Below are 19341 nucleotides of genomic sequence, written 5' to 3' on the forward strand. Positions count from 1 at the left end.
ATGTGGGAGCGGAACACTCGGCGGCCAAGACCGCGCTGCGCGACCAGGTGCTGGCGGCTCGCCGACGGCGCCCGCTCGGGGCGGCGGCCGACTTCTCGGCCGACGTGGTCGACGTCGCGCTGGCGTGGCGGGCGGTGCGCGCGGCGGCCACCGTGGCGGCGTACGTCTCGGTGGGCAGCGAGCCCGGCACCGGCCTCCTCCTCGACGCGCTGCTGGCAGCCGGCAAGCGGGTCGTGCTGCCGGTGCTGCGGCCCGACAACGACCTCGACTGGGCGGCGTACGCCGGACCGGGCAGCATCACGCAGGCGGCTCGGGGGCTCTACGAGCCAGTCGGGGCACGGCTCGGCGTCGACGGCATCCGTGCCGCCGACCTGGTGCTCGTGCCCGGCCTCGCGGTCTCGTCCGCCGGCGACCGGCTCGGCCGCGGCGGCGGGTCCTACGACCGCGCGCTGGCCCGGGTGCCGGCCGGGACGCCCGTCGCCGTGGTGCTGTACGACGACGAGGTCGGGCTCGACGTGCCGACCGACGCCCACGACGTGCCGGTCGGCTTCGCGCTGACCTCGCGCGGGGTGGTCGCCCTCGGCCCTCCGGAGTCACCGCATATCCGGTGACCGCCCCACTTACAGGTAGAGATCTCTACCTGTAAGTACGTGATTCGACAGATATCCGGTGACTCCAGGGACGCGTGGGACGAACTCGCGCCCGACCCGCTAAGGGGCGGGCGTCAGGACCAGCCGGTCCTCGCCGGCCGCCTCGACGGCGTCGCGCGACCAGGCCCACGGCAGGGTCTCGCCGTCGACGTAGAGCTCGGTCTGGTCGGAGTAGTTCCCCGACATCGGGTGCCCGGAGACGCCGGTGAGGTTGATCCACCGCGACTCGTCCCAGTCGCCGAGCGACACCACCATCCGCATCGACGGCGCGGCCGTGACCCCGAAGCCCTCGACGGCGTTCCACGACGTCGCGTCGACGATGGAGGAGCCGCCGCCCACCTCCCAGCCCGTGCGGTTGAAGAGGCGCTCGACCGGCGCGATGCCCGACTCGCCGAGCGTGGAGCTGCGCAGGTCCATGCGGTGCAGCCGGCCCCAGGTCCACAGCCGGGGGTCGCGGGACTGGCGGCGGGTCATCTCGTCGCGCGCGTCGATGAGCGAGGCCCGCAGGACGTCGTCGCGGGTCTCCACCACGTCGTCGGTGCGGGCGTCGTCCCACCAGGGACCGGCGGGCTCGGAGAGCATCCGCTCGACCACGCGGAACCACCGGTCACCGCCATCGGGCCAGGTGCGCTGGCGCAGGTCGTCGTGGAAGGTCTTCTCCAGGATCGTGCGCCACACGACGTTGAAGTAGGCCGCGGCTGCGCTGTCGGCGGGTGAGGAGAAGTCCCAGTCGCGCAGCAGGTTGAGGGCGTTGCGGTAGTAGGGCGACGGCAGCGCCTCGACGTCGAGGAGGTAGGGCACGAGCCTCTCCGCCATCGGGTTGGTCGAGTCGAGCTGGAGCGCGGCCATCTCCGCGACGGACAGCTCCCCCTCGTCCTCGAGCACCTCGCGGATCCGCGTCGAGCGGTAGCCGTAGTCCCAGTCCTCGGTGAGCAGGTAGGGGTAGCGCCCGTCGATGACGGCCTGGTTGGCCGTCACGATGAAGCCCTCGTCCGGGTCGAGCACGCTCGGCAGGCCGTCGAAGGGGATGTACTCGCCGGTCCAGTCGTTGGCGCTCACCCACCCCTCCACCGGCATCGTGCCGTCGTTGCCGCCCCGACGGATCGGGATCCGGCCGGGCGACTGGTAGCCGATGTGGCCCTCGCGGTCGGCGTACACCATGTTCTGCGCGGGGACGGAGAAGTCGGCCGCCGCCGCCCGGAACTCGTCCCAGTCGGAGGCGCGGTTGAGGGCGAGGATCGCGTCGGCGGTGGGCGCCGGCTCGAGGGCGGTCCACGCCAGCGCGACGGCGTAGCCGCTCCCCCGCTCGCCCGGCTCGTCGACCGGTGCGTTGGCGCCGACGGTCGCGAACTCCGACGAGACATCGCTGATCAACGGCCCGTGCACGGTCTCGCGCACGCGCAGCTCGACGTCGTCCTCGCCGCGCACCTCGATCGTCTCGGTGCGCACCTCCATCGCCTCGGTCGCGCCGTCACGCACGTAGCGGTCGTCGCCCTCGGTCTGCTCGAGGAACAGGTCGGTCACGTCGGGGCCGAGGTTGGTGAAGCCCCAGGCGATGTCGGCGTTGTGGCCGATGACCACGCCCGGCACGCCGGAGAAGGTGAAGCCCGAGGTGTCGAGCGTGCAGTCGGGCGTCTGCTCACGGCAGTGCAGCCCCATCTGCATCCAGATGCCCGGCTGGCTGGTGCCGAGGTGCGGGTCGTTGGCCAGGATCGGCGCTCCGGTCGCGCTGTGCTCGCCGTCGACGACCCATGAGTTGCTGCCGATGCCGCGTCCCTTGCCGAGCAGCGCGGGCATCGCGTCGAGCCGGTCGCGGACCTGCTCGAGTGCCGCGACGACGCCCGGTGCGTACGCCGGCCGGCGGGGGTTGCGGGTCGCGTTGCCGCTCGCGTTCTGCTCGAAGACACCGTCGACGACGCCGCCGCCGCCGACGATCGGCTCGTGCTCGTCGAAGGGGTAGTCCGGCCACAGCGACGCGATCTCGTCCTCGGTGTGGTCGAGGGAGAGCAGGACCCGGTCGACCTCGGCGTCCATGTTGCCGCGCAGGTCCCACGCCATGGCCTTGAGCCAGGCGAGCGAGTCGACGGGCCCCCACTCCTCCGGGGAGTAGTCGAGACCGGTGAGCCCGAGCACGCTGTACTCCGCGGCCAGCTGCGAGGGGCTGCGGTCGGCGATGTAGGCGTTGACGCCCGCGGCGTAGGACGTCAGCGCGTCGCGCGTCGCCGGCTCGAGGAGCGCCAGCTCGCGCTCGGCGACCCGCCGCCAGCCCATGGTCCGGATGAAGCGGTCGGTCTCGAGGGTGTCGGGTCCGAAGATCTCCGAGAGCCGGCCGGCCGTCACGTGGCGGCGTACGTCCATCTCGAAGAAGCGGTCCTGCGCGTGCACGAAGCCCTGCGCGAACATCAGGTCAGCATCGGTGTCGGCGTAGACCTGCGCGATGCCGTGCTCGTCGCGCACCACCTCGACCGAGGCGGCGAGGCCGGGGACCTCGATATCGCCGTCGGTCTGCGGGAGCGGACGGCGCAGCACGACCACGACCGTCACGGCCAGCACCAGGAGCAGCACGACGAGGCCGAGCGCGATCCACGCGGTCCACCGCACCGCCCGCGGCGCGCGCCTGAACGCGCGCCATCTCGAGCCGCGCTCCGAGCCGTGCGCCGGGTCGGTGGTCGGCCCGGTGGTCGGCCCGGTGGTCGGCGCAGCGGGCCGGGCGGGGTCAGTGGCGGTCGGGCTGGCGTCGGGTCTGGCGTCGGGCTCGGTCATCGCCCCACCATTGTGCCGTACCATTGGCAGTCGAAGGGCTCGAGTGCCAGCGCGTCGCGTCGGCCCGGCCGATCCCGTCACCACCGTCGCCGCCCCGTCGCTCCCAGAGGACCCACATGCCGACCTACCAGTACGCCTGCACCGAGTGCGGCCACTCCTTCGAGCAGTTCCAGAGCTTCAGCGAGGACGCGCTGACCGTCTGCCCGGAGTGCGACGGCCGGCTGCGCAAGCTGTTCAACGCCGTGGGCGTGGTGTTCAAGGGCTCGGGCTTCTACCGCACCGACAGCCGCAAGGACTCGTCGTCCTCGACCCCCGCCGCGGCCTCCACCTCGACCTCCTCGACCTCCTCCTCGCCCGACAGCGGCTCGTCGTCCAGCAGCTCCTCGTCGTCGAGCTCGTCGACCTCAAGCTCCTCCGACTGACCTCTCCCCCGCTGGTCGAGGAGGTCGCCCCGCGACCGTCACGGGACCCCGCCACGAGACCCCTGTGGACGAGCCGAGCACGCCCGGGCCGTCCCGGCCTAGCGTCGGTGCATGTTCCCGGGACTCCCGCCGACACGCCGCCGGCTGCGCGCCGTACGCCACCAGCTCAGGCGCCGCCGTCGGCTGATCGCCGCCACGCTCACCGCCGTCGCCGCCCTCGCCGCGCTGCGCACGCTGGCCCCGCCGCCGGCCGAGACGGCCGAGGTGCTGGTCGCCGCGCGCGACCTGCCCTCGGGTGCGCTCCTGGCCGACGACGACCTCGTGGCGCGCGAGTGGCCCACCGACCTCGTGCCGGCCGACGCCTCGGCCGTCGCAGCCGGCCGGGTCCTGGCGGCGCCACTCGGCCGCGGCGAGGTGGTGACCGACGTACGCCTCGTCGGGCCGGGGCTGGCGCTCGCCCACCCCGGCGAGACGATCGTGCCGGTCCGGCTCCCCGACGCCGGCATGGCCGCGCTGCTGCGCGCGGGCGACGTGGTCGACCTCATGGCGACCGACCCGGGCACCGGCGACGCGGCCCTGGTCGCCCGCGACGTCACGGTGCTGGCGACCCCGACGGGCGTCCCCGAGGGACCGGCCGGCGGGAAGGGAGGCGCGCTCGTCGTGGTGGGGGCAAGCGCGGACGAGGCGGTCACCCTCGCGGGCGCGGCGCTGACACAGTTCCTGACGGTGTCGTGGAACCATTAGCGTGGACAACAGTCACCCGCGGCCCTCTCGGGCCCCACCGGACGGAGAACCACCATGAGCGGCTTCAAGGCCTTCATCCTCAAGGGCAACCTGGTCGAGATCGCGACCGGACTGATCATGGCGCTCGCGTTCGCGGCGGTCGTCACGACGTTCACGGAGTGGCTGACCGGCCTGCTCCCCAACACCGACGACCTCTTCAGCGACGAGACCGGCAGCTTCGGCGCCTTCCTCAACGCCCTGATCGCGTTCCTCGTCATGGGCGCGGTCGTCTACTTCTTCATCGTGGTGCCCTACACCAAGGCCCGCGAGCGGTTCTTCCCCGCCGAGGAGGCCGGTGCGGCGCCCGACGTCGCCCTGCTCGAGGAGATCCGCGACCTGCTCAAGACGCGCGGCGGCGCCGTCTGAGCGACCCCGTCGTACGTCGCAGCCCGCACCGCCGGGCGGTGCGCGAGGAGGATTCCTGCCCGCCGGAAGCCGCTTGGGGCACCGCCGACCAGAGCGCGGCGTAGCCCGCACCCGGGAGCGGTGCGCGAGGAGGATTCCTGACCGCCGGAAGCCGCCTGGGGCACCGCTCACCTGCGCGTCGTACGCCGCCACACTGCCGAGCGGTGCGCGAGGAGGATTCCTGACCGCCGGAAGCCGCCTGGGGCACCGCTCACCTGCGCGTCGTACGCCGCCACACTGCCGGGCGGTGCGCGAGGAGGATTCCTGATCGCCGGAAGCCGCCTGGGGCACCGCCGACCAGAGCGCGGCGGCGCGTCGCGCGTCAGCCGTGGTGGGGCGGCACCTGGTCGCGGTACCAGTCGTCGCCCTTGCCCGAGCGGTCCTCGCGCGGGTCGCGGTCGTCGCTCGTCTGGTCGGGCGTGCCCTCGCCGAACACGGCCGCCAGTCGGCGACGCCGCTTCCACTCCGGCTCGCGCTCGTCGGGCCTGGCGTCCGGCTCGTCGTCGGGCGTCACGGTCGTGGGGCGCTCACGCGCAGACGCCGGGGACGGGCTCCGGCTCCGTGGTGGCCGGGGCGTCGGGCGTGGCCGTCTCGCTCGGCGAGGCCGTCTCGGACGGCGTTTCCGAGGGGGTCTCGGACGGGGTCTCCGACGGCGTCTCGCTCGGGGTGTCCGAGGGCGAGGGCGACGGCGACTGCGCCTCGGCGGAGGTCTTGGGGGGCTCGGCGGTGACGGCGTTGCCCGAGAGCAGCTCCGCCGGGAGCTCCTTGTCCTGGTTGATCAGCTTCCAGATCCGGTCGGCCTCCGGGGTCCAGAAGACCCGGCCGCTGAACTCCGAGTCCGTCGGGTAGTACTCCGTCGGCAGCGTCACGAACTGGATCTTGTCGAGGCCGACGCTCTGCAGCTGCATGGCGATCCGGCCCATGCGCGTCACCGAGTCGAGCTCGTCGTCGGTGGTGAGCGAGCGCGTCGCGGCGTCGAGGAAGCTGATGACCTTGTCCGGTCGCGTGAGCGTGCCGGCCGACTTGACCTCGCGCACCAGGGCGGCGATGAAGGTCTGCTGGCGGCGGATGCGCGAGATGTCGTTGCGCTGGGCCAGCTCGCCGACCGACCGCGCTCGGACGTAGTCGAGCGCCTCGTCGCCGGTGAGCACCGACGGGTCGCCGGCCGGGACGAAGATGCCGTGCTCGCGGTCCACGAGGTCCTCGGGCACGCAGACGGGCACGCCACCGACGGCGTCGACCATGTCGCCGAAGCCGTTGAAGTCGATCACGATGAAGTGGTCGACCGGCAGCTCGGCGTTCTCCTGCAGCTGGGCGACCGTGCACACCGGACCGCCGACGGTGTAGGCGGCGTTCCACATCACGTCGGTCTCCGCGGGTGAGTCGCACCCCACCTCGGGACGGTCCACGATGGAGTCACGCGGGATCGAGACGGCGTACGCCCGGCTGCGGTCGGCGGAGATGTGCACGAGGATGGTCGTGTCGGACCCGCCGCCACCCGACTCGCCGTCGATGCGGTTGCCCTCGCCCGAGCGCGTGTCGTCGCCCATCACCAGGATGTTGAGCGGCTCGCCGTTGCCCTTGTAGAGCTTGGCCGGGCGCTCGTCGCCGAGCTCGTCGAGCGAGATCCCCTCGATGTTGCCGTTGAGGTGGCGGATGAAGTAGACCGTGCCGAGCCCGGTGATGAGTGCCAGCACGACCGCGCTGATCAGGATGACGCGGCCGACCGTGTGCTTGCGCGCCGCCTTGCCCTTGCGCTTGGGCGCGCCCGTGGCAGCCTCGGGACGCGACTCTTCCGACACGGGGTCACCTTCACTGGAGTGGGATACGGACCGGGACGGAATCTACTTCACTCCGGCAAGTATGCCCTGCTCCGCAGCGCCGGTGCCGGCGCTCGCGATCCGGTCAGGCACGTCGCCTTGCCGCGAGCAGCCCGATGAACTCGTCGGCCATCTCGAGCTGACGGGCGAGCCGCTTCCGCCGCTCTGCCGCCTCCTCCGACACGGCCGCGAGGCGACCGCGAGCGACCTGCGTGGCCGCTTCGTCGGACGACGGGTCGTCGAGCACCTCGAGATCGCCCATCACGGCCTTCATCTCGTCGATGCTGAACCCGAGCGGCTTCATGCGCCGGATGACGAGGATCTTGTCGACGTCGGACTCGGTGTAGAGCCGGAACCCCCCGTCCGTGCGACCCGAGGGCGTGAGGAGGCCGACCTCCTCCCAGTGACGCAGGCTCCGCAACGACAGCTCGGTGCGCGCGGCCACCTCGCCGATGTGCATGACGGCTCCTCCGACGGCCTGCTCGCCCACGACCGCAGCCTCCTGCCCTTGGACTACAACTCTACCCTTACGTGAGGGTAGGTTTCTTGCTCGTGCCTGCCACCGCCGACCCTATGGCCCCCTCCGCGTCCGAGCCCACCGTGCGATCGGCGCTGCGGTCTCCCAAGGTGCTCCGCACGGAGGTGCTGGCCGGCCTGGTCGTTGCGCTGGCCCTGATCCCCGAGGCCATCTCCTTCTCCATCATCGCCGGGGTCGACCCACGCATCGGGCTCTTCGCGTCGTTCACGATGGCGGTCTCGATCGCCTTCCTCGGCGGCCGCCCGGCGATGATCTCGGCCGCGACCGGGGCGATCGCGCTGGTGGTCGCACCGGTGATGCGCGACCACGGCTACGACCACCTCATCGCCACCGTGCTGCTCGGCGGCGTCATCCAGGTCGTGCTCGGCCTGGTGGGCATCGCCCGGCTGATGCGCTTCATCCCGCGCCAGGTCATGGTCGGCTTCGTCAACGCCCTGGCCATCTTGATCTTCCTCGCCCAGGTGCCCCACCTCGTCGACGTCCCGTGGCTGGTCCACCCGATGGTCGCCGTCGGCATCGCGATCATCGTGGGCTTCCCGCGACTCAACAAGGTGATCCCGTCGCCGCTCGTCGCGATCGTTGCGCTGACCGGCTTCGCCCTGCTGGCCGGCCTGTCGCTGCCCGACGTCGGCGACGAGGGCGAGCTGCCCGACAGCCTGCCGGCCCTGTTCCTCCCCGACGTGCCGTGGACGCTCGAGACGCTGCGCATCGTCGGCCCGTACGCCGTCGCGATGGCGCTCGTCGGCCTCCTCGAGTCGCTGCTCACCGCGAAGCTCGTCGACGACATCACCGACACCCACTCCGACAAGACGCGTGAGGCGTGGGGTCAGGGAGCAGCCAACGTGGTCACCGGCTTCTTCGGCGGCATGGGCGGCTGCGCGATGATCGGACAGACGATGATCAACGTGAAGGCGTCCGGCGCCCGAACCCGGATCTCCACGTTCCTCGCCGGCGTCTTCCTGCTCGTCCTGGTCGTCGGCTTCGGCGACGTCGTCGCGCTCATCCCGATGGCCGCACTGGTGGCCGTCATGGTCATGGTCTCGGTCGGCACGTTCGACTGGCACTCGATCCGGCCGTCGACGCTCCGTCGGATGCCGAGGTCGGAGACCACCGTCATGCTGGCCACCGTCGTCGTCACCGTGGTGACGCACAACCTCGCCATCGGCGTCGGGGTCGGAGTGCTGGTCGCCATGACCCTCTTCGCCCGGCGCGTCGCCCACCTCACCGAGACTCACCGCGACCTGGTCGCGAACCGGGACGGCACGACCAGCGCGGTCTACCGCGTGACCGGGGCGCTCTTCTTCGCCTCGAGCAACGACCTCTACACCCAGTTCGACTACGCCGCCGACCCCGACCACGTCGTCATCGACCTGTCGCAGTCCCACGTCTGGGACGCCTCCACCGTCGCCGCACTCGACGCCATCACGACGAAGTACGCCCGCAGGGGCACGTCGGTGGAGATCGTCGGCCTCAACCCGGCGAGCGCCGAACGCCACGAGCGGCTGTCCGGCTCGCTGCCGTCCCACTGACCGACGTGCTGATGCCCGACGGCGTACGACGTCGTGGCAGGATGCTTCCCGCCGCATCGCCACCGGTGACGTGGCACCCGCCCCAGTAGCTCAGTGGATAGAGCAGCCGCCTCCTAAGCGAAAGGTCGCAAGTTCGACTCTTGCCTGGGGCACCACGACCGACCTGCAGGTCAGCGCCCCGGCCGGACGCCGGTGCGGGCCGCACGGGTCGCCGGCCGGCTCACCAGAGCGAGCCGCCGAGACAGGGAAGCCCTCCGGGTCTCTGTCCCGGAGGGCTCTCTTCCCCTGCTGCTCGTCGACCCCCATCGACGAGCGGGTCACCAACGCCCGTGCAGGAAGTAGGGCGCCTTGTAGTCGTCCTCCCAGAACGGCGTGTAGCCGAAGTAGCTGTAGACCGGCCGGTAGTCGACCGGTCCCGGAGGGGCCGGGTCGTAGTCGAAGCCCGAGTCCACGTGCAGGTCGCTGCGCTCGAGCTGGATGTGGCCCCGCACCTGCGAGATCGCGTCCACCGGTACGAGGCGGTGGCTCCCGCCCAGGCCGAGGATCCCACCGGAGGCCACGACGAGCAGGCGTGCACGTCGTTCCTGGGGATCCACGAGGATGTCCTCGACCTCGCCCACACGGTGCTGACGCACGTCCATGACGGGCATCCCGCGCACGTCGTCGTGCTCGTCAGCCAGCATCAGGTCGCCGTCGCTCAGAGGCACGAGCTCGTGCGTGTCGTCCATGGTCCCCCCTCGCAGATGCGCGTCGATCGACGTACCGAGAGCCTGCCGCGCGCACATGACGACGCCCTGATCGGTGCATTGCAGTTGCATGACAATGGACGGCGCGCTTCCGCAGCCGCGGCGTGGTCGGACACGATGGCCGGATGGACGGCATGACGCGGGTGCTCCTGCTCGAGGACGACCTCGGTCTCCGTATGTCGTTGCGGCTGGTGCTGGAGGACGACGGCTACGACGTGGCCGAGGCCGCGGATGCCGAGTCCGCGCTCGCGATCGTCGACGGGACGAGAGTCGACATCATGCTGGTCGACCTGATGCTGGGCGGCGTCGACGGCTTTACCTTCATCCGGCGCGCACGCCCGGTCAGCCAGGCGCCGATCGTCGTTGTCAGCGCCAGGGACGGCGTGCAGGACATCGTGGCTGCGCTCGAAGCCGGTGCCGACGACTACGTGACCAAGCCGTTCGACGTCGCCGAGGTGCAGGCACGGCTCCGTGCCATGCTCCGGCGTCCGGCCCTGGCGCCCGCCGCGGCCACCGGGGACACCACGGACGTCCTTGCCACCGCGGAGGTGGTCGTCCTCGACGCCGTCGAAGGGCCACTCGTCTTCGACCGGGCGGCCGCGCACCTGCGTCGAGGCGACCGGGAGATCCACCTGACGATGACCGAGTACAAGCTGCTGACCGTGCTGTCGGACAACCTCGGCCGCGTGCTGAGTCGCACCGCTCTGCTCGACCACGTGTGGGACCGCGGCTTCTTCGGGGACGAGCGCATCGTCGACGTGCACGTGCGTCGTCTGCGCAAGAAGCTCGAGATCGACCCGGGCGAGCCTCGCACCCTGGTGACCGTGCGGGGCCTCGGCTACCGCCTCGACGCACGGTGAGGAGGACGCGAGCCCGCCCGGGACTCCGGTCGTCGGTCACGGCGGCCTTCGCGCTCGGTGCCCTGCTGGTCTCGGTGGCGCTCTCCGTGGGGACCTACGTGACCGCCCGACACCAGCTGCTCGAGCAACGCGAGCGGACGGCGTTGCGCCAGGCGTACGCCGACGCAGCCCTCGTGCGCGACGGCCTGTCCACCTCCGGGACCGAGGTGAGCGAGGCGCTGGGCGCAGTCACGCCGCTGTCCGGGTCGTCGATGTACGTGCAGCGAGACGGCCAGTGGTACTCCTCGAGCCTCGACCAGTCGGGCGAGACGCTCACCTCCGTGGTCCGTCCCATCGTCGCGGGCGGCGCGGTCGGTCTCGGGTGGACCGACCGCACCGACCCCCATGCCGTGGTGGTGGGCATCCCGCTGCCGGCCGTGGACGCGACGTACTACGAGGTCGCGGTCGCGCAGGAGCTCGACGCCACGCTGCACACCCTGGCCCTGGCTCTGGCTGTCGGTGCAGCGGTCACCACGCTCGCGGGTGCCGCCCTCGGCCGCGTGGCCAGCCGCCGGGTGCTGTCGCCGTTGCGCGACGTCACCGCAGCTGCGACGGACATCGCTGCCGGAGACCTCGATCGGCGGTTGAGCGAGACCGACGACCCGGACCTCTCGGTCCTGGTCCGCTCCTTCAACCACATGGTCGCCGCGCTGCACGAGCGCATCGAACGCGACGCGCGGTTCGCCTCGGACGTGAGCCACGAGCTGCGCACGCCTCTGACCACCCTCACCACCAGCCTCGCCCTCCTCGAGCGCGCACGCGACCTCAATCCGCAAGCCCAGCGCGCGGTCGCGCTGATGGCCGACGAGCTCGCTCGCTTCCGGCAGGCCCTCGAGGACCTGCTCGCCCTCGGCAGGCTCGAGGCCGGCATCGACGAGGCGGCACTCGTCCCCACGGACCTCGGCGAGCTGGTCCGGCACGCTCTCGTCCGTAGCGGGTGCTCCGACCAGGTGCTGGCCGGCGACAGCACCTATCGCCGCCAGGTGCTCGTCGACCGGTCGCAGATGGTGCGTGCCCTCGTCAACCTGGTCCGCAACGCTGAGATCCACGGCGGCGGCCTGGCGGAGGTCCGGCTCGATGCGACCGACACACACGTCGACATCACCATCAGCGACCGGGGTCCGGGGGTCCCGCCGGACGAACGCCAACGGATCTTCGAGAGGTTCGCCCGGGCCGGTGGCACCAAGACCGGCACCGGCAGCGGCCTCGGTCTCAGCATCGTGGCGGAGACTGTGGGCAGGCACGGCGGCCAGGTGTGGTGCGACGGCAGGCCCGGCGGTGGCGCGGAGTTCGTGGTCCGCCTGCCCCTGTGGCGCGGCGAGGTCGTCTCGTGAACCGCCGGTCGGGCGCAGGCGTGCCTCCAGCCCCGTCGTACGCCCGACGACTCGCGGCGGCGAGCGTCGTCGTCCTGGCTGCGGTCCTCGCAGCCTGCGGCCTGCCTGACGAGCAGCGCACAGAGATCGTGGACGACTCCTCCGTGCCGTACGACCTCCTCGACCCGGGCACCCCGACGCCCGACGACGCGGACGCCGGATCGGCCACACCACGGCAGACACCGGTCGTGTTCTGGCTCAGCCGGCACGACCTCCTCACTCCGTCGGACGTCGGTCTCACCTGCGACGAGACGCCCACCGCCGTCGTGGACGCCGCGCTGTCGGCACTGGTCGCAGCTCCCAGCTCCTCGGAGCGCGACGCGGGACTGTCGTCTGCGATCCCGTCCAACGCCAGGTTGACCCTCCTGGACATCACCGGCGGCGTCGCCGAGGTCGACCTCGACCCGGTCACCATCGCCGACGCCGAACGGTTGCCGTTGGCCGTCGGTCAGGTCGTCCTGTCCGTGACCTCCGCCCCCGGGGTGGACGCGGTCAGGCTGGTCACGTCGGGGCAGCCTGTGGACCTCCCCTTGCCGAGCGGCGCGCTCGCGACGAGGGACGTCACGCCCGAGGACTACGCCGCACTGCTCCCCGAACGTCTGGCGGACGGCGACGTCGTACGCACGATCGGGTGCTCCAGCCCGTCGGAGATGACAGACCGATGACGACGGGAGGTCCGCCACGTGACCGTCCGCGTCCAGGTCCGTCGAATTCCTTGCTCCGCTCGACCACGCCTGTCGTGATGGGAAGGCCAGCAGCACCACGCTGCCACGCCGAGAGCGACAGGAGGACATATGATCACCATGACCAGCAAGGCTCACCAGGTCGTCCGCCAGGTCACGTCCCATCCGCGGGTCGGACGTCTCTCCGGGCTCCGCATCGCCTCCCGGGGCAACGACACCGACACGCTGAGCGTCAAGACCGTCGCTGAACCGCACCCGGGCGATCGCGTCCTCGAGAGCGACGGCGCTCGGGTCTACCTCGACGAGGTGGCCGAGCCCCGCGTCGACGGACACGTCCTCGACGCCGTCACGGAGGACACCGGCCGGGTGCACTTCGTGGTGAGGCGATGACGGCGTCGAGCGCGCGGGGTCAGACCGGCCCGGCGTCCTCGACGTAGCGCGGCCGGCAGGCGAACCACCCGGCGACCACGCCGGGGACGGCGGTGGCGGCGAGGACCACGAGCGGTGTCGTCCACGACCCGGTCGCCTCGCGCAGCAGGCCCAGCCCGACGGGTCCGACACACGCCAGCCCGTAGCCGATGCCCTGGACGAAGCCCGAGACGGTCGAGGCGACCTGCGGGCTCCGCGTCCGGTGGTTGATGAGCGTCATGCAGAGCGGGAAGGTGCTGACCCCGACACCGAGGGCGCACACCCACAGCACGGTGCCGTCGAGCGGCGCGACCGCCAGCCCCAGGTAGCCCGCGACCAGCACCACCGAGCAGGCGACGACGACCACGAACGGGTTGGCCAGGCGGGTGGCCACGTGCGGGACCACCAGCGCCGCGAGCACGCCCCACACCGAGTAGAGCCCGACCATCGATCCACCGAGCGAGGCGCTGGCGCCTGCGTCGGTGAGCACGGCCGGCACCCACGTGATGATGCTGTAGTTGGAGAGCGACATCATCGCGAACAACCCCACCAGCCCCCAGACGGTCGACGACCGGGCGATCCGCGGCCGGGCCACGGGCGACCCGGACGGGACGGGCGCGTGGTGGTCGGCCGGCAGCCGGACCGCGAGCGCCAGCCAGACCGCGGCGGCCACCGCCGCCGGCACCGCCCAGATCCCCACCGACCACCGCCAGGACGCGGCCTCGGCGACGGGCACCGCCAGGAGCGGCGCGACGAACTGGCCCGTCTGCATCAGCAGGAGGTACGACGACGTCCACAGCGCGATGCGGTCGGCGAACCACACCTTGACCAGGGGCACGATCACGACGTTGGCGGCGCCGATGCCGGCCAGCGCCAGCACGGTCGAGGCCACGAGCACGGCGGGCGTCGGGGAGAAGGCGCGCAGCACGATCGCGAGCGCCGAGAGGAAGAGCGCGACCGTCGCGGTGCGCTCGAGGCCGAAGCGCCTCGTCACGACGGGGGCGAGGAAGCCGAAGACGGCGAACGTCGCTGCCGGGACGGTGCCCAGCAGGCCCGCCACCGCCAGCCCGAACCCGAGGTCGTCGCCGATGATCTCGAGCAGCGGGGTGAAGCCGGTGACGGCCGTGCGCAGGTTGACCGCGGTCAGCGCCACGGCGAGTCCGGCCCACACGAGCAGGCGACGACGGTCCACCGGGACACTGGACGGCAGCAGGGTGGTCACACGGGCTCCACGGGATCGACGAATGATGGGATCATGGGATGAATGACCGGCAGTCTGGCACACCGGGTCCGGTGCGTCGAGTGGGTCTGATCGACCAGGTCGCGGCGCGCTTCCAGGAGGAGATCACCTCCGGGCGCTGGCCCGTCGGCGAGCGGATCCCGATCGAGGGCGAGCTGGCGACGTCGTTCGGGGTGGGCCGCAACACCGTCCGCGAGGCGCTGCAGTCGCTCGTCCACGCGGGCCTGCTCAGCCGCGAGCAGGGCCGCGGCACCTTCGTCATCTCCCGCTCCGAGCTGAGCGGGTCGCTGTCCCGGCAGCTGGCCGGAGGCAGCCGTCAGCACTACCTCGAGCTGCGCCTGGCGCTCGACAGCACCGCCGCCTCGCTGGCCGCGCTACGTCGTACGGACGCCGACGTCGACGATTTGCGCCGACTGTGCGACGAGCGAGAGGCGAGCTGGGACACCGACGACCCCGACGCGCGGGCGGGCGCGGACCTCGCGCTGCACCGCGCGATCGTGGCCGCGACGCACAACCCGCTCTACGTGCACCTCTACTCCAGCATGACCGACGTCTTCGCCAGCCACATGCGCGACGAGGTGTCAGGTGACGACGACGCCGTGCACCGCCACCACCGCGACCTGGTCGAGGCCATCGCCGAGGGCGACGCGGGTCGGGCGTCCGGGCTCGTGACGTCCATCTTCGAGCCCTTCATGTCCTGACCCGCGTCGCGGGACAGGCCGGGGCGGGCCTGGCCGGGACGTGCCCTCAGAGGGTCTCGAAGCCCATCCCGGCCTTCTGCAGGCGGGTCAGCAGCGCGTCGCCCATGGCCTGGGCCGGGGTGACCTGCCCGGCGGTGGCGGGGTTGTCGTCGAGGGCGAGGCAGAGGGCGGCCTCGGAGAGCATCTTGGCGGTCTCGGTGTAGCCCGGGTCGCCGCCGGAGACGCGGGTGTGCACGGTCTGCCCGCCGGCCTCCCCCACGAAGTCGACGGTGAACCACGACGTGCGCCGCTTCGCCTCGTCGGGCCCCGATCCCTGCGGCACCTTCGACGTGATGAGGTCGCGCAGCGGCTTCACCTGCGCGGCGAGCGTCAGCGCGCCGACGCCGGCCGCACCACCCGCGGCGTAGCGCAGCGTCTTGGTCCCCGCCCAGTGGGAGTAGCGGAACCTCGGGCCGTACGACGCCAGCGCGGCGCCGCTGCGCGCCACGATGATCGGGTCGATCGTGGGCAGCGGCAGCAGCCAGTAGCCGAGCACCGGGTCGCGGTGGGGCGTGCCCCGGACGGCGCGCGACGACCGGCCCTCCGGCCGCGGCTCCGCGCGTCGGCGGGCGGCGTACATCGCACGCATCTGGCTGGCCCGCCCGAACTGCTCCATCGCCGAGCGGAAGGTGCCGCCGGAGAACATGCCGCCGGACCGGACGACGCCGCGCAGCGTGATCGGCTCGTCGGACGGCAGCTGCTGCACGGTGTAGTAGGCGCCCAGGTCGTGCGGGATCGAGTCGAAGCCGCACGCGTGCACGAGACGGGCGCCGGTGCGGACGGCGGTCTGGTGGTGCTCGAGGAACATCCGGTCCACGAACTCCGGCTCGCCGGTGAGGTCGAGGTAGTCGGTGCCGGCCTCGGCGCACGCGGCCACGAGCGGGCCGCCGTGCTCGAGGTAGGGCCCGATCGTGGTGGCGACCACGCGGGTGCGACTCGCGATGTCGGACAGGGCGGCAGCGTCGGTGGAGTCGGCGACCAGCACCTCGACGTCGCTCGCGCCGGCCTCGTCGAGGCGTTGCCGCACGGCCTCCAGCTTGTCGGCGTTGCGGCCGGCGATCGCCCACCGCAGCCCGGCCGGCGCCTCCGCGGCGAGGTAGTCGGCGGTGAGCCCGCCGGTGAACCCCGTGGCACCGAAGAGGACGAGGTCGAGGTCGCGGTCGGCGCGGCGGTCGCTCATCGCGCCATCGTGCCACGCGGAACCACGTCCGCCACGGCTGCGTCCCACCGCCATGGCCACCGCCCCGCCCACCCGCACCCGCCTCCGCACCCTCGTCACCGGTGCCACGGTCGTCACCAGCCTCGCCGCCGCGGTCGGCGTCGGCTACGCCCTGGGCAACGACCCCGGCCCCGGCGACGGCGGCCGCCCGCCCGCCTCGCCGATCGCGCTCGCCAACGCCGACCTCACGGTCGCCGCCGGGTGCGAGGAGCTCCTCGACTCCTACGTCGACCGGGCGCTCGAGGCGGTCGGGCCCTACGGCTGGGGCGGCCCGGTCGTCTACGACGTGATGTCCGGGGCCGGCGCCGCCGCCTCGGAGGCGACCTCGTCGGACGCGGCCCGGTCGACGGCGAGCACCTCGCGCAGCACCAGCAACGAGTCGGGCACCAACGTGCAGGAGGTCGGCGTCGACGAGGCCGACGTCGTGAAGGTCGCCGGCAGCCTCCTGCTGCGGCTCCGCGACGGCGAGCTGCTGGCCTACGACGTCGCCGGCGAGGAGCCGCGACTGCTGTCCTCGACCCCGCTGGACGACGCGCGCGGCAGCGACGGGTGGGTCGGCGACCCCGGCGGCGAGATGGTCCTCGTCGGCGGGCGCGCGGTGGTCCTCGGCACCTCGCCGGACGGGCGGACGACGACCATCACCACCGTCGACCTCGCCGACCCCAACTCCCCCGCCGTGGTCGACGCGACCACCGTCGCGGGTCGTGCGTCGGCGGTGCGGCTGCACGGCGACGTCGTACGCGTCGTGCTGCAGAACGGCCTGCCCGAGCTCGACTTCTCCGTCCCCGACGGGGCCCTCGGCCAGCTCCGGGCGCGGCTGCGCAACCGGGCGCTCGTGCGCGCCACCACCCTGGCCGACTGGCTGCCCACGGTCGACGGCACGCCGCTCGTCGACTGCGAGGACGTGGCGATCCCCGAGGACGACGTCGCACTGGGCACCACCACCCTGCTGGCCTTCGACCCGGCCGATCCCACCGCGCGCACCACGACCGCCGTCGCCACCGACTCCGCGCTCTCCTACTTCTCGACCGACCGCTTCTACCTCGCCGCGAGCGCACCGCAGTGGGGCTGGGTGGACTGCCTGGGCTGCCGTCCGACCGGGTTCACGGACGTCGACGGCACCACGCCGCTGTTCGCGTTCGCGCTCGACGGGACGGACGCGACGTACGTCGCCTCGGGCGAGGTGGAGGGCACGATCGCCGACCGCTGGTCGATGGACGCCGTGGGCGGCTCCCTCCGCGTCGCGGTCGGCCCGAGCAGCGAGACGGGCGCCTTCAACTCGGTGCTGACCCTGCGCGAGGACGGCTCGGAGCTCGTCGAGGAGGGCCGTGTCGACCAGCTCGGCGTCGGCGAGGAGATCAAGTCGGTGCGGTGGTTCGACGACCTCGCGATCGTGGTGACCTTCCGCCAGACCGACCCGCTCTACGCGATCGACCTCACCGACCCGGCCGCGCCGCGGCTGCTCGGCGACCTCAAGATCCCGGGCTTCTCGGAGTACCTCCACCCGCTCGGTGAGCAGCGCCTCCTCGGGATGGGCCAGGACGCCTCGCTGGAGGGCGTCACCCGCGGGGCGCAGGCGGCGCTCTTCGACGTCACCGACCTCACCGACCCGCGCCGGCTCGACGTCGTCCGCTACGCCGAGGGCACCCAGGCCGCGGCGGCCACGGACCCGCGCCAGCTCACCTGGCTGCCCGAGCGGCGCACCGTCCTGACCGTCGTGAGCCAGGGCTGGACCGGCACCACCGGCTGGGTCTCCGTCCTCTCGCTCGCCGACGGGTCGATGAGCAACCGGATGGTCGAGGTCGAGCACGGCACCGACGTCGCCGACGTCCGCCTCGTGCCCCTGGCGTCCGGCAAGGTCGCCCTGGTGACCGGTGAGGACGTGTCGTTCTTCGACCTGTGAGGCGGGTCGCGGTCGTCGTACGCTCGTGGCATGTGCCGCAACATCCGACCGCTCAACAACTTCGAGCCGCCCGCGACGCGCGACGAGGTCACGGCGGCCGCCCTGCAGTACGTGCGCAAGGTGGCCGGCACGACGAAGCCGTCGCAGGCCAACGAGGAGGTCTTCTACGCAGCGGTGAAGGAGATCGCCCACATCACCGAGCACCTGCTCGACGACCTCGTCACCACGGCGCCGCCGAAGAACCGCGAGGTCGAGGCTGCCAAGGCCCGCGCCCGCGCCCAGGCGCGCTACGCGTGAGCCTCGCCCCTTCCGCCCCGTGCGAGGACGAGGCCCTCGACCTGCTCGCCTCGCGGCCGCTGGTCGTGCTGACCGGCGCCGGGCTGTCGACCGACTCCGGCATCCCCGACTACCGCGGCCCGGGGTCGCCCTCCCGTGCCCCGATGACCTACCAGGAGTTCGTCGCCACCCCGCAGGCGCAGCAGCGCTACTGGGCCCGCAGCCACCTCGGCTGGCAGCGGATGGGCCGCGCCGTCCCCAACGCCGGCCACCGCGCGCTGGCGGCGCTCGACCCCGACCTGCTGATCACCCAGAACGTCGACGGCCTACACGAGTCCGCCGGGTCGCGGCGCCTCGTCGCCCTCCACGGCCGGGTCGCCGACGTCGTCTGCCTGACCTGTCGTACGACGTCCTCGCGCGCGGCGCTCGAGACCGAGCTCGACCTCCTCAACCCCGGGTGGCTGGAGCGGCACGGCTGGGTGGCGTCGCGGCCCGACGGCGACGTCGACCTCGACGACACCCACGACTTCGTGGTGCCGCGCTGCCCGTGCGGCGGGTCGCTCAAGCCCGACGTGGTCTTCTTCGGGGAGAACGTGCCGCCCGACCGCGTCGCCCGCTGCTACGCCGCCGTCGAGGCGCTCGGCCACGACGGCGCCCTGCTGGTGGCCGGGTCGTCGCTGACGGTGATGAGCGGGCTGCGCTTCGTGAAGCGGGCGGCCCAGGGAGGCACGCCGATCGTCATCGTCAACCGCGGGCTGACCCGCGGCGACGCGCTGGCGACGTACAAGCTCGAGGTGGGGTGCAGCGAGTTCCTGGGCGAACTGTGCACCCGAGTCTCACGCTTCTAGGCCCAGATCTCGGCCGTGAAGTGGGGCGGTCCCCGGATATCCGGTGACCACCCCCTCCCGGCCAGCCGGCCCCCGGATCCGCACCCGCCGAACCCC

20 protein-coding genes and 1 tRNA gene are annotated in these 19341 nt (G+C 72.5%); 14 read left to right on the forward strand and 7 right to left on the reverse strand.

The window, feature by feature from the left end:
- Positions 1-2 precede the first annotated feature (2 nt).
- The gene (locus NCI01_RS15735; RefSeq protein ID WP_254182447.1) at positions 3-611 is read left to right on the forward strand and encodes a 5-formyltetrahydrofolate cyclo-ligase; all 609 of its coding nucleotides are present in this window, start codon (positions 3-5) and stop codon (positions 609-611) included.
- Between the two features lie 99 nt (positions 612-710).
- On the opposite strand, the gene NCI01_RS15740 is transcribed toward NCI01_RS15735, so the two are convergent.
- Positions 711-3413 (reverse strand): penicillin acylase family protein, encoded by a 2703-nt coding sequence (locus NCI01_RS15740; protein ID WP_254182448.1) that lies wholly within the window; start codon positions 3411-3413, stop codon positions 711-713.
- 116 nt (positions 3414-3529) lie between these two features.
- On the opposite strand from NCI01_RS15740, the gene NCI01_RS15745 reads away from it, so the two are divergent.
- The 3 genes from NCI01_RS15745 to NCI01_RS15755 all read left to right on the forward strand — a co-directional run bounded on the left by NCI01_RS15745 (position 3530) and on the right by NCI01_RS15755 (position 4984).
- The gene (locus NCI01_RS15745; RefSeq protein ID WP_254182449.1) at positions 3530-3835 is read left to right on the forward strand and encodes an FmdB family zinc ribbon protein; all 306 of its coding nucleotides are present in this window, start codon (positions 3530-3532) and stop codon (positions 3833-3835) included.
- 111 nt (positions 3836-3946) lie between these two features.
- Positions 3947-4579, forward strand: coding sequence for an SAF domain-containing protein (locus tag NCI01_RS15750; RefSeq protein ID WP_254182450.1), 633 nt, complete (start codon positions 3947-3949; stop codon positions 4577-4579).
- A 54-nt stretch (positions 4580-4633) separates the two neighbouring features.
- Positions 4634-4984, forward strand: coding sequence for an MscL family protein (locus NCI01_RS15755; RefSeq protein ID WP_254182451.1), 351 nt, complete (start codon positions 4634-4636; stop codon positions 4982-4984).
- Positions 4985-5345: 361 nt separating this feature from the next.
- On the opposite strand, the gene NCI01_RS15760 is transcribed toward NCI01_RS15755, so the two are convergent.
- The 3 genes from NCI01_RS15760 to NCI01_RS15770 form a co-directional block, all read right to left on the reverse strand.
- A complete protein-coding gene (locus NCI01_RS15760; RefSeq protein WP_254182452.1) occupies positions 5346-5537 on the reverse strand; it encodes a hypothetical protein in 192 nt (63 codons plus the stop codon).
- A gap of 13 nt (positions 5538-5550) precedes the next feature.
- The gene (locus tag NCI01_RS15765; RefSeq protein WP_254182453.1) at positions 5551-6825 is read right to left on the reverse strand and encodes an LCP family glycopolymer transferase; all 1275 of its coding nucleotides are present in this window, start codon (positions 6823-6825) and stop codon (positions 5551-5553) included.
- A gap of 103 nt (positions 6826-6928) precedes the next feature.
- Complete coding sequence (locus NCI01_RS15770) at positions 6929-7333, reverse strand: MerR family transcriptional regulator (RefSeq protein ID WP_254182454.1); 405 nt, start codon at positions 7331-7333, stop codon at positions 6929-6931.
- 83 nt (positions 7334-7416) lie between these two features.
- On the opposite strand from NCI01_RS15770, the gene NCI01_RS15775 reads away from it, so the two are divergent.
- Both NCI01_RS15775 and NCI01_RS15780 read left to right on the forward strand, forming a co-directional pair.
- Positions 7417-8910, forward strand: a complete 1494-nt coding sequence (locus NCI01_RS15775) for a SulP family inorganic anion transporter (protein WP_254182455.1) — start codon at positions 7417-7419, stop codon at positions 8908-8910.
- 79 nt (positions 8911-8989) lie between these two features.
- Positions 8990-9065 (forward strand) — tRNA-Arg (locus NCI01_RS15780).
- 162 nt (positions 9066-9227) lie between these two features.
- Here the strand turns inward: NCI01_RS15780 and NCI01_RS15785 are convergent.
- Entirely contained in the window at positions 9228-9638 is a 411-nt protein-coding gene (locus tag NCI01_RS15785) for a PRC-barrel domain containing protein (protein ID WP_254182456.1), read from the reverse strand.
- A gap of 143 nt (positions 9639-9781) precedes the next feature.
- On the opposite strand from NCI01_RS15785, the gene NCI01_RS15790 reads away from it, so the two are divergent.
- From NCI01_RS15790 to NCI01_RS15805, 4 genes are all read left to right on the forward strand, one after another.
- Positions 9782-10516: a response regulator transcription factor gene (locus tag NCI01_RS15790; RefSeq protein WP_254182457.1), complete on the forward strand. Its 735-nt coding sequence runs from the start codon at positions 9782-9784 to the stop codon at positions 10514-10516.
- Positions 10513-11889 carry an ATP-binding protein gene (locus tag NCI01_RS15795; RefSeq protein ID WP_254182458.1) on the forward strand — a complete coding sequence of 459 codons (1377 nt, stop codon included), beginning with the start codon at positions 10513-10515 and terminating at the stop codon, positions 11887-11889. The genes NCI01_RS15790 and NCI01_RS15795 overlap by 4 nt, the downstream gene beginning before the upstream one ends.
- 20 nt (positions 11890-11909) lie before the next feature.
- Positions 11910-12593, forward strand: coding sequence for a GerMN domain-containing protein (locus NCI01_RS15800; RefSeq protein WP_254182459.1), 684 nt, complete (start codon positions 11910-11912; stop codon positions 12591-12593).
- A 138-nt stretch (positions 12594-12731) separates the two neighbouring features.
- Positions 12732-13001: an iron-sulfur cluster assembly accessory protein gene (locus tag NCI01_RS15805; protein WP_254182460.1), complete on the forward strand. Its 270-nt coding sequence runs from the start codon at positions 12732-12734 to the stop codon at positions 12999-13001.
- 19 nt (positions 13002-13020) lie between these two features.
- Here NCI01_RS15805 and NCI01_RS15810 read toward each other — a convergent pair whose 3' ends face one another.
- Positions 13021-14211, reverse strand: coding sequence for an MFS transporter (locus tag NCI01_RS15810; protein ID WP_254182461.1), 1191 nt, complete (start codon positions 14209-14211; stop codon positions 13021-13023).
- 101 nt (positions 14212-14312) lie between these two features.
- Here NCI01_RS15810 and NCI01_RS15815 point away from each other — a divergent pair, with 101 nt between their 5' ends.
- Entirely contained in the window at positions 14313-14960 is a 648-nt protein-coding gene (locus NCI01_RS15815; RefSeq protein ID WP_254182462.1) for a FadR/GntR family transcriptional regulator, read from the forward strand.
- A 46-nt stretch (positions 14961-15006) separates the two neighbouring features.
- Here NCI01_RS15815 and NCI01_RS15820 read toward each other — a convergent pair whose 3' ends face one another.
- On the reverse strand, positions 15007-16179 hold the full coding sequence (locus tag NCI01_RS15820; protein ID WP_254182463.1) for a saccharopine dehydrogenase family protein: 1173 nt from the start codon (positions 16177-16179) through the stop codon (positions 15007-15009).
- Positions 16180-16231: 52 nt separating this feature from the next.
- Between NCI01_RS15820 and NCI01_RS15825 the strand changes: the two genes are divergently transcribed.
- The 3 genes from NCI01_RS15825 to NCI01_RS15835 are packed head-to-tail and all read left to right on the forward strand — an operon-like array spanning position 16232 to position 19245.
- Entirely contained in the window at positions 16232-18121 is a 1890-nt protein-coding gene (locus NCI01_RS15825; protein ID WP_254182464.1) for a beta-propeller domain-containing protein, read from the forward strand.
- A gap of 30 nt (positions 18122-18151) precedes the next feature.
- On the forward strand, positions 18152-18418 hold the full coding sequence (locus NCI01_RS15830; RefSeq protein ID WP_254182465.1) for a DUF2277 domain-containing protein: 267 nt from the start codon (positions 18152-18154) through the stop codon (positions 18416-18418).
- Positions 18415-19245, forward strand: a complete 831-nt coding sequence (locus NCI01_RS15835; protein WP_254182466.1) for a Sir2 family NAD-dependent protein deacetylase — start codon at positions 18415-18417, stop codon at positions 19243-19245. Before NCI01_RS15830 ends, NCI01_RS15835 begins: the two co-directional genes overlap by 4 nt.
- Positions 19246-19341 lie beyond the last annotated feature (96 nt).

It is taken from the genome of Nocardioides pinisoli, from assembly GCF_024199985.1.
In the GTDB taxonomy this organism is placed as follows: Bacteria; Actinomycetota; Actinomycetes; order Propionibacteriales; family Nocardioidaceae; genus Nocardioides; species Nocardioides pinisoli.

Bases quoted from the DNA above. Each gene is read 5' to 3' on its own strand.
- NCI01_RS15740 (WP_254182448.1), bottom strand. From the start codon at position 3,413: ATGACCGAGCCCGACGCCAGACCCGACGCCAGCCCGACCGCCACTGAC.
- NCI01_RS15745 (WP_254182449.1), top strand. From the start codon at position 3,530: ATGCCGACCTACCAGTACGCCTGCACCGAGTGCGGCCACTCCTTCGAG.
- NCI01_RS15750 (WP_254182450.1), top strand. From the start codon at position 3,947: ATGTTCCCGGGACTCCCGCCGACACGCCGCCGGCTGCGCGCCGTACGC.
- NCI01_RS15755 (WP_254182451.1), top strand. From the start codon at position 4,634: ATGAGCGGCTTCAAGGCCTTCATCCTCAAGGGCAACCTGGTCGAGATC.
- NCI01_RS15775 (WP_254182455.1), top strand. From the start codon at position 7,417: ATGGCCCCCTCCGCGTCCGAGCCCACCGTGCGATCGGCGCTGCGGTCT.
- NCI01_RS15785 (WP_254182456.1), bottom strand. From the start codon at position 9,638: ATGGACGACACGCACGAGCTCGTGCCTCTGAGCGACGGCGACCTGATG.
- NCI01_RS15790 (WP_254182457.1), top strand. From the start codon at position 9,782: ATGGACGGCATGACGCGGGTGCTCCTGCTCGAGGACGACCTCGGTCTC.
- NCI01_RS15805 (WP_254182460.1), top strand. From the start codon at position 12,732: ATGACCAGCAAGGCTCACCAGGTCGTCCGCCAGGTCACGTCCCATCCG.
- NCI01_RS15820 (WP_254182463.1), bottom strand. From the start codon at position 16,179: ATGAGCGACCGCCGCGCCGACCGCGACCTCGACCTCGTCCTCTTCGGT.
- NCI01_RS15825 (WP_254182464.1), top strand. From the start codon at position 16,232: ATGGCCACCGCCCCGCCCACCCGCACCCGCCTCCGCACCCTCGTCACC.
- NCI01_RS15830 (WP_254182465.1), top strand. From the start codon at position 18,152: ATGTGCCGCAACATCCGACCGCTCAACAACTTCGAGCCGCCCGCGACG.